Origin of the sequence: Streptomyces sp. (assembly GCF_035563135.1) — a bacterium.
GTDB lineage: Bacteria > Actinomycetota > Actinomycetes > Streptomycetales > Streptomycetaceae > Streptomyces.
This window is the reverse complement of record NZ_DATMVN010000710.1, coordinates 1-7,861: the sequence shown is the minus strand read 5'-3', so window position 1 is coordinate 7,861 and position 7,861 is coordinate 1. Positions and strand designations below refer to the sequence as shown.

Annotated in this window: 7 protein-coding genes and 1 pseudogene; 4 read left to right on the top strand and 4 right to left on the bottom strand. The window is 66.5% G+C overall.

Features of this window, described 5'->3' with window-relative positions; translation table 11 throughout:
* Both VN520_RS31590 and VN520_RS31585 read right to left on the bottom strand, forming a co-directional pair.
* Positions 1 to 228: transposase (locus tag VN520_RS31590; RefSeq protein ID WP_325750358.1), on the bottom strand; the 228-nt coding region annotated here is incomplete at its 3' end.
* Positions 229 to 425: 197 nt separating this feature from the next.
* Positions 426 to 1,349: a transposase family protein gene (locus tag VN520_RS31585; RefSeq protein WP_325750357.1), complete on the bottom strand. Its 924-nt coding sequence runs from the start codon at positions 1,347 to 1,349 to the stop codon at positions 426 to 428.
* A gap of 115 nt (positions 1,350 to 1,464) precedes the next feature.
* Here VN520_RS31585 and VN520_RS31580 point away from each other — a divergent pair, with 115 nt between their 5' ends.
* The 4 genes from VN520_RS31580 (at position 1,465) to VN520_RS31565 (ending at position 6,814) form a co-directional block, all read left to right on the top strand.
* On the top strand, positions 1,465 to 2,400 hold the full coding sequence (locus VN520_RS31580; protein WP_325750356.1) for a hypothetical protein: 936 nt from the start codon (positions 1,465 to 1,467) through the stop codon (positions 2,398 to 2,400).
* Between the two features lie 783 nt (positions 2,401 to 3,183).
* Positions 3,184 to 3,720 carry a hypothetical protein gene (locus VN520_RS31575; RefSeq protein ID WP_325750355.1) on the top strand — a complete coding sequence of 179 codons (537 nt, stop codon included), beginning with the start codon at positions 3,184 to 3,186 and terminating at the stop codon, positions 3,718 to 3,720.
* Positions 3,721 to 3,771: 51 nt separating this feature from the next.
* Positions 3,772 to 6,045: a hypothetical protein gene (locus tag VN520_RS31570; protein WP_325750354.1), complete on the top strand. Its 2,274-nt coding sequence runs from the start codon at positions 3,772 to 3,774 to the stop codon at positions 6,043 to 6,045.
* Positions 6,026 to 6,814 (top strand): hypothetical protein, encoded by a 789-nt coding sequence (locus VN520_RS31565; protein ID WP_325750353.1) that lies wholly within the window; start codon positions 6,026 to 6,028, stop codon positions 6,812 to 6,814. The genes VN520_RS31570 and VN520_RS31565 overlap by 20 nt, the downstream gene beginning before the upstream one ends.
* Positions 6,815 to 6,894: 80 nt before the next feature.
* On the opposite strand, the pseudogene VN520_RS31560 reads toward VN520_RS31565, so the two are convergent.
* A pseudogene (locus VN520_RS31560) lies at positions 6,895 to 7,266 on the bottom strand (transposase); the annotation flags it as partial.
* Positions 7,206 to 7,565, bottom strand: a complete 360-nt coding sequence (locus VN520_RS31555; protein ID WP_325750352.1) for a hypothetical protein — start codon at positions 7,563 to 7,565, stop codon at positions 7,206 to 7,208. The gene VN520_RS31555 and the pseudogene VN520_RS31560, both read right to left, overlap by 61 nt.
* Between the last annotated feature and the right edge of the window lie 296 nt (positions 7,566 to 7,861).

Sequence of the window (7,861 nt, the reverse complement as noted above, 5' to 3'; positions counted from 1 at the left end):
GACCCGGCCCGCGGACAGGGCGTCGTAGAGCCCGCCGTGCCCGCGCCGGTGTTCACCGACCAGCGACAGTTCCACCAGCGTCCGGACCGGACTGTCCGCGCACAACACCGCGTCCACGAGCTCGAACAGTCCATCCGCACGACGGGTCAGACAGGAATAGAACTCACCCCGGAAGCGTGACAGTCCCGCAAACGGATCCTGCCGGACAGCATGATGCGACAGACTCATCCCCACGGCCTTCGTGCTGGGCGTTGTGTGTTCCTTGGTCGGATCACATGCTCAGCCGAAGGCCGCCCCCACGCACGGCAGTTACCAGTCCGAGTGATCAAGTACGACGAGCCGTTCGGGCTCCGAGGTTAAAGATCAAGCTAACGAGCTCGTGCACGGTTAGCGGTGAGACGTCGAAGGGCCGGGGCCCTCGGTGCTCAGGTTTGCCAAGCCAGGATCTGGTCTGCGGTCTGTTGCTGGGACAGTAGACCGGCGATGGCTTGGACGGTGTCGTCCATGTGCTCGCGGCGGCCGAGGTGGCGGGCCAGTGCCCGCCAGTTCTTCAGGTGGGCGATGCCGTGTTCGACCCGGATGCGGCGTGAGGAGTGGGCCTTGCGCTGCCGCTCGTGCATTTCCTCGTACCAGTCCGGGGCGTTTTTCTTGAACTTGCGGTGCGGCGGCGTCACGACGCGTCCGCCGGTCTGCGCTCCGAGTCCTTGGTAGCCGGCATCGGCAAGGATCTCGACTGCAGGACCTTCCGCCAGGAGCTTGACCAGCCCTAACTCTCGGGCGTGGGTGATGTCCGCGCAACTTCCGGGTCTGGTCGGGCTGCAGAACAGCAGCCGGCCGTCCCCGTCGGTGAAGACCATGGCCTTTACAGCGTTCTGCTTGTTCTTGCCGGAGATGAAGCGATCCCGGTCCTTGTGGCCGACGGCCGGACGGCGGACACGAATCTCGGTGCCGTCGATGATGCCGGTTTTCCCGGCCTGGCCGAGATGATCGACGACCTCGGCCAGGGTTCGCAGCCGCACGCCGGGGCTGACCGTGCATCCCCGCTCCGCCAGCAGAGGCCGCACCTCGCCGATCGCCCGGGTGACAGTCGAGCGGTCCACACCGAACCAGCAGGCCAGCACATCATGAGTAACCCCGTGGCGAAGGTGCACGAGCGTGGCCAGGAGCCTGTCGACGAAGACCATGCGGTGCTTCGCACCGGCGCCCACCGCACGCTTCCGCGGCCGGGATGCCAGCCTGGCCCTGTGCCGTTCATGCCACAACGGTCCGACCTCGGCGACGAGTTCAGAGATCACAGCGGCTGACAAGCCCGTGATCCTCCGGTCGCTGATAATCGCTGTGCGCGCCATGTTCCCCACCACACATCAATGATCAACGATCCAGCGCTCGACGTCTCACCGCTAACCGTGCACGAGCTCGTTAGGGACCCATCCGGGCCGCAAGCCCAACACATACGATCGGCTCGTGACGTTTGAGACCGAAGCGGACCTGCTCCTGCTCTGGATACGTGAAAAGACCGCAGGCACGGATAGCCGCATTTCTGTCGACCCTCACAGGTCGTGCGAGTGGTCCGAGGTCGCGAAGGGGGAAGCGTTCAGACTGGTCGCGTGGCTTGCCGAGCGCGGCCTCGTCAACCACTACGGACAGCGAAACGCCGGGTGCAACAGCTTCACGACCAGGTGCACTTTGACCCCCAAGGGGGTGCACGAGGCTGAGCGTCTCTTCCAGCTGCGAGGCAACAAGCTGCATCGGTTCGACACCGCAGCGAATGGTCTGATTGTCGCTGCAATGGACGATGTCCCTGACTTCCACGTCGTGGTGCAGGACTTCGCGGCATCCGACCGTGCTGTCTTTCTCGGCCAGCGAATCGACGCGGAAACGATCGAGAAGGCCACGGCCTTCCTGGTGGACAGCAAGCTGGCCACCGTGTACTCCCGGTCGGTCGCCATTCGTCCCCGAGAGGCTTTCGACCCGTCGTACGCGCTCGCCCTGACCCCGCTTGGCATCCAGTGCGGGGACCAACACGTCAACGTGAGGAAATTCGTGACCAGCCAGAAGGACGCCCGCCCGGTCACCATCTACGGCGGCATCAACCAGATCGGGGACCACAACACCCAGAACAACAACATCGGGTTCCCTCCAGACGACCTCGCCCAGTTCGCCCAGCAGGTCCTCGCCGCCGCCGTCACCATGGACGTCCCTGAGCCGATCCGTGAGCGGATCACGGAGGATGCTGAGGCGCTGCAGCGCGAAGCGGAGAGGGAGGAGCCGCAACCCAGCCGCATGCGACGAACCCTTGAGGGCATGAGAGAGAGCCTGCTCCAGGCGGGCCAGGACCAGGCCGCGCAGAAGCTGATCGAGATGGCCGGAAGCTTCCTCATGACGGCCAGCGGCGGCTGACCAGCGGCACGCGACGCAAGCGCGCCCAGTCGTTCATGGTCCCGTCCTCGCCCGCGCCTTCCTCGTGGCCGTGCCAACGGCCAGGCGCGCGGGCAGGACGGAGATCCTGCCGAACCCGGAACGGTTCAAAGCCCCGCCGGTCTGCTGCCGTGACCGTCGGAAGGGAGGCTGGGAGAGGCCGGGTCTCTCTCCACACGGTTGTCGGTCTTGTGCTGATGGCTACCTGCTGACGAGAACGCCGGTGGCCGAAACGTTCGCTCGAACAAATCTCTTGAGTAACAAGAGCAACAGCAGCACCACTCTTCACTTACTCAGGAAAGAATGCTTGGCCAGAATCGTGCACCCCAAGAAATGACAGTCCGGGGGATGCGAAGAAAGGCCCGCCTGCTGCGTGGGGTGAGGAAACGCTGTGGGCATGCGACTCAACCTGTTGCGGTGGCTTCTCGATCCGGTGACGAGCTTGCGGGCTGTCTGGAGGTGCGCAGGACACTGCGGTAGAACATCCTTCGACGTGGCCTGGCGGCAGGTCCGGGTGGAACGTTTCCCCGACGAGGCCCCGTATCGACGCCACGGCCACCGGCCGCCGATCCGCTCCGAGCACAGGGGAAGGGGGCCGCTCTAACCAGACAGATGGCTGAACCCGCACGCCTGAAATTTCGGCCAAATGAAGCCGTAGGCACAAGGTGATGACTTTCGGACGCCCTCGTTGAACGCACCCCGCTGCCGTGCGGAAATCGGAAACAATCAAGCGGTCCTGCATTGGTTGGAAACCGGGGGAGTAGCATGCCGGATCCTCTTGAGATTGCTGTGATCAGTTCTGCCCTGCCCGCCACCCTGACCTTCCTCTTCCAGCGCGTGGAGCGCCTGCTTAACCCGCAGGGACCGGAGCCCGAGGAAGGCGTCGCTGTTCCCGACGTTCTGGTCGGTGACCTGCGACTGCCACTGCAACCGCACGAAGAGCGCCTGCAAAACAACCGAGGGCAGCTCGAAGCGTTGCGGGACGCTCTGGTCAATTACACCTCCGGTGAGGTCCCCGTACGCACGTCGGACCAGCCGCTCCTGCGGAATCTGACCAGGCTGCGCGCCACGCTGGAGAACATCTACGAGCAGCGCTTGACCTTCGAGGGGGAGGACAGGCCCGCCTCCGGCCCCTTCGTACACCAGAAGCTCACGACGCTCTCGGGGGAAGCCACCGGCATGGACGCCGATGCGATCTCCGGAAATGCCCGGGTGATCCAGGACGTGGAGACGGTCGACTCCGGTGCCAAGCTGGTCGGCATGAAAGGCCGCCGCATCGGCCCGCAGCAGCACGGCAACTGACCCCCGATTCCACCGATCCGTGGCAATTCCTGCGTTCAGAGGGGCTGAACATTGACACTGCACGAGCCGTCCGACCCGCATGCCGCGCCCACTACTCCTGCGCCGCCCGGGGAGACGCCGTCGGCGGCATCTGATGAGACGGAAGAGGCTCCACCCCCGGAGCGGGCCGAAAGGCTCCGCAACGACACCTCCTCCTCGGTAAGAACCTCCGAACCGCCGCTGACCGACGGTGACGACCCTGGCCGCGCCTTCGACGATGGCGCGGATGAGGAGGCTGATGCGGAGACCGCCGCCGGTGCCGGAGACCACAGGGACGACGCGAGCGTCGTCCAGAACGTCCCCCATAACCAGGGGACGGTCATCGCGGTGCAGAACATCAACGACATCCGCCGCCTGCGTGGCACTCCGCTGGACGAAACCTGGCTCAAGCGCCAGCTCCGCTTCTACATCCCGCGCGACGACACGGCGAAAGCCATCGACGCCCGTCTGACCGCCCACCGCGTCGCCGTCATCCACGCCCAAGCCGGCACCGGCCGCTACACCACGGCCCTGCACGTTCTCCGAGCCAACAACATGAAGGCCATTCGCCAGATCCGCCGCGAACCCAACGAAGCGGTGGACCTCGGGGGCCTCATGGACGAAGACACGGGCTGGATCCTGGACCTGCGGGCCGAAGAGGAGACGCTGCGGACCGGGTTCGGACTCCATCTCAAAGAAGTCAAGGACCACCTATGCACAACCCGCTCCTTCGTCATCGTGGTCACCCGTTCCGACACCTGGTCGGCCGTGGCCGACGAGGCCACCGAGCTGGAACACTCCCTCACCCCGCCAACCGCCCTGGAGGTGTTCCGCAGGCGCCTCACCCACCACAAGCCTGCGATCCAGAATCTGGACCAGTGGCTCGGCGAACGGCAGATCATCCAGCACCTCGACGGCGCCGTACCCGCTGTAGCCGTCCGCTGGGCCGGCATCATCACCACCGCTGAAGCCCTTAACCGCTCCACCACCGAGCCCAAACCCTTCCCAGAACTCGTCGAGTTCGTGGTGAAGTCCGCGCAGAATTGGCGCCAAGAACTGCTTAATTGGCACACCAGAAACACCGACAGCGCCCATCGCACCTACCAACTCGCTGCTGCCGTCTTCGATGGCGCCTCCGTCGAAACCATTCGTGAGGCCCATTTCTCGCTCGGCAGCGCTCTGGGAGACACACCGCAGTCCACCAAGGGACAGCAGGGGCCCGGCATCATCCAGCTCACCCACCTCATCGGCGCGGAGCTCGGGGCCGACGACCGCATCCGCTTCCTGAAGCCCGGATACACCGAGGCGATTGTCGACTACTTCTGGGTCGACCGCCCCCACCACGTCGCCGCCTTCACCCGCTGGACCGCGGAACAGGCCACGGATGCTCCCCGCGACCTGGGCACCCGCCTGGCTGACCGGGTCACCCAGTGGGCCACTCGCTACACCCGCAGCAAGCAGAGCTTCACCATCCTGCGCACGGTCGCCACGCACTGGGCCAGTACCCCGCACCTTGCCGACCACGCCCAGCACCTCTTGGTCGCCGCCGCCATCGATCCCACGACCGGCAAGCGCGCCCGCGAGCAGTATCTCGCCTGGGCCAAAGGGCTCGACACTGCGGACCCTGCCGACCGCGGACCCACCCCTCTCCCCCTCAAGCGGGCACTCGCCGGCGCCCTGGCCCAGCTCGGCCCCGCTTATCCCAAGATCGCCCTCAAGCGACTGGCTGAGTTGGCCGCCAACACCACCGACGCCACCGTCACGGACGCCGTCGGTGACGCCTTGCTGAGCCTGTGGGACCAGCACGACCTTCGACCGAAGATCCGTGCCACCCTCACCTCCTGGTTCGACGCCTCCCAGCGGCACTACACCGCCGCCGCACGCCGCGCCTTCCTCCATCTCGCCGGCCGGACCACCCCCAACGGCATTCCCGTGCTCCTGGCAGAAGGAGGCTCTCAGCCCGCCCCCTGGGCACTCAGCGGCTGGCGCTGCGCTGTGGACGGCGAGCTGAGCCGCGACACCCAGGACGCCGTCAACACCTGGCTCGACGCCGTCCTCCTCGACCCCGACCTGAAGCCCACCGTCCTGCAGACACTCACCGAGGCCGTGTACCGCTCTGCGGAAGACCGTACGTACCTCGTACCGCGATACCTCCTGCTCACCCACGCGGCCTACGGCTGGGAACCAGCCCGCCCCGGACAGCAACCCACCGCACGCACACACCTGCGCGACGTACTCGTCACCGCGCTCCGGGAAGCCGATCCGACCGCCCCCACACGCTTGCACCATGCCCCGCCCCCGGCGTAGAAGCCAGGGCTGGCCCACACCCCGGGCAGGCACGCTCGACCTCACCTGCCCGGCTCCCAGCTCCACCCCCGGCCACACCTTCACTCTCACCCTCACCGGCGCCTGGGAGGAACAACCCTCCCTCCACCCGCACCACAGCCCCGAGGCGGTCGCCACCGACCACGCACTGACGCTCGCCCGCAACATCACCAACAACTATCCCGCAACGGACACCCTCCCGGCGGCCGCACGTATCAACACTCTCCTCGGCCGCCGCACCACCATTTCCCACGCTCCGCTCACCCTTCTCTGGGCCACGGTGCACCTGACCGCCGAACCCGACGCCGTAAGCGCCGCCATCCGCCATCAGCGCCACGCCGAAGAGCGGGAACAGCACCACGCTGAACAGAGCCGCCGTTTGGCCGATGCCCAGTCTTTGCGCGACACCCTGATGAGCGACCCCTCCCTGGCCCTGGCGTACTGGTTCGCCACCGCGCCGCAATCCCTCGACACCGACACCCTCAAACGACTCGAAGAGCTGCTCGCAACTGCGGCCACTTACGCGCCGCAAGGCCAATGGGCTCCGCTGGCCCGGCTGCTCCATACCTTCGCCGGTCGTCTGTCCGTCGATGCCAAGATCCACCTGATCGACGCCCTGGCGACCCTCACCGACCGCTACGGGCATCCGGACCTCACCACTGACATCCAAGCACTGCGGCCCGAACCTGCCGAGGACGCCCCCAGATCCCCCGGCATTACCCTGAACGGGTCTGTGAAGCGAGCGATGTAACTCAGGGGCGATGGCTACTGACGGGCTGCGGAGGCAGCCGTCGAAGGCGTTCAGCGCGGACTTCCAGCGAATGCCCAGCAGGCCTGGACCTCGCCGGTGGTCAGGCCCTTCGCGGACAGCGAGATCACCATCTCGTCCACGCCGGTCAGGCGCTTGTGCCGCTTCTTGACGATCTTCGGCTCAAAGCTGCTCTCGCGGTCGCGGGGCACAGCTATCTCGACCGGGCCGACGTCCGTCAGCACGGTCTTGGCTCGGGTCCCGTTGCGGCTGTTGTCTCCGTTCTTCCCGGCGGGGTCGTGCTTGTCATAGCCGAGGTGGTCGGTGATCTCGCCTTCCAGGGCGGACTCCAGGAGCCGCTTGGTCAGCTGCTGGAGCAGCCCACCCTCGCCGGTCAGCTGCAGGCCCTCGGCCTGAGCGCGGCCGACCAACTCGTCGATGAGCTGGTCGTCCACCTTCTTCGCCGCAGTGCCTCGATCCACTGCCGCAGTACTGCGGCGTCCTGGCCCGCGGCGTGTACGACCTGTTCGAGGGCGGCCGTCAGATACGTCCCCGGGTGGGCACACAGCCGGTGGTACGTCTCATCCAAACGGTGCCGACGCCATTCCGTGTCTTCCCAGCGTTTCGCGTCGGGGAGCCGTTCCTCGACCTCGGCACGCCAGGCGGCGTGGGTGTCGGCGAGCCGCAGATGCGCGGTTGCCCAGCCTTGCGGGGAGTGGGCGCGCTGCTGGCGGATCATGCTGGCGCGGACCACCGCGTGATAGTGCTTGTAGTCACCCCTGCCGCTGACGAACGGCTGCCCGCGCAGCCACTCCCACAGTCCCTCTGGCCCGGGCCCTGCTGCGGCGGTGAAGACGTCTTCGGGGAGGCACCCCGCTGCGACCCGGGGTGCGCCCCTTGTCCACCCTGGAAAGGGGTGGCTGGAGAAGGTGGACAAGGGGCGGTGGCCGACGGGCAGGACGGTTTGAGCGGTATGCCGGTTTCGGTGAAAGTGGTCCTGGAGAGCGGGACGGCGTTGTAACGTCGCAGGTCAAGAAGGCTGCTCCCCGC